1 protein-coding gene is annotated in these 246 nt (G+C 65.0%); it reads right to left on the bottom strand.

The annotated features are described in order from the left end of the window. The coding region (locus tag ACPYOM_RS23430) for an ABC transporter permease subunit (protein ID WP_481347816.1) at positions 1 to 246 on the bottom strand (246 nt) is incomplete at both ends.

The raw sequence follows: 246 nt of genomic DNA, 5'->3' as shown, positions 1-246 counted from the left end.
CTGCACGGTGACCTTCCACTGCGGGATGCCCAGCGAGAGGGCCGCTTCGCGCATCTGCGAAGGCACCAGGCGCAGCATTTCATCGGTGGTGCGTACCACCGCCGGCAGCACGATGAAGGACAGCGACAGCGCGCCGGCGAAGGCCGAGAACTGGCCACCGGTCTGCATCACGTACAGGGTGTAGACGAACAGGCCCAGCACGATGGACGGTGCCGACAGCAGGATGTCGTTGACGAAACGCACCAC

The organism is Monashia sp. HAY1-2A, assembly GCF_056755315.1.
The sequence above is the reverse complement of the archived record's forward strand: the minus strand, read 5'-3'. Positions and strand labels throughout refer to the sequence as shown.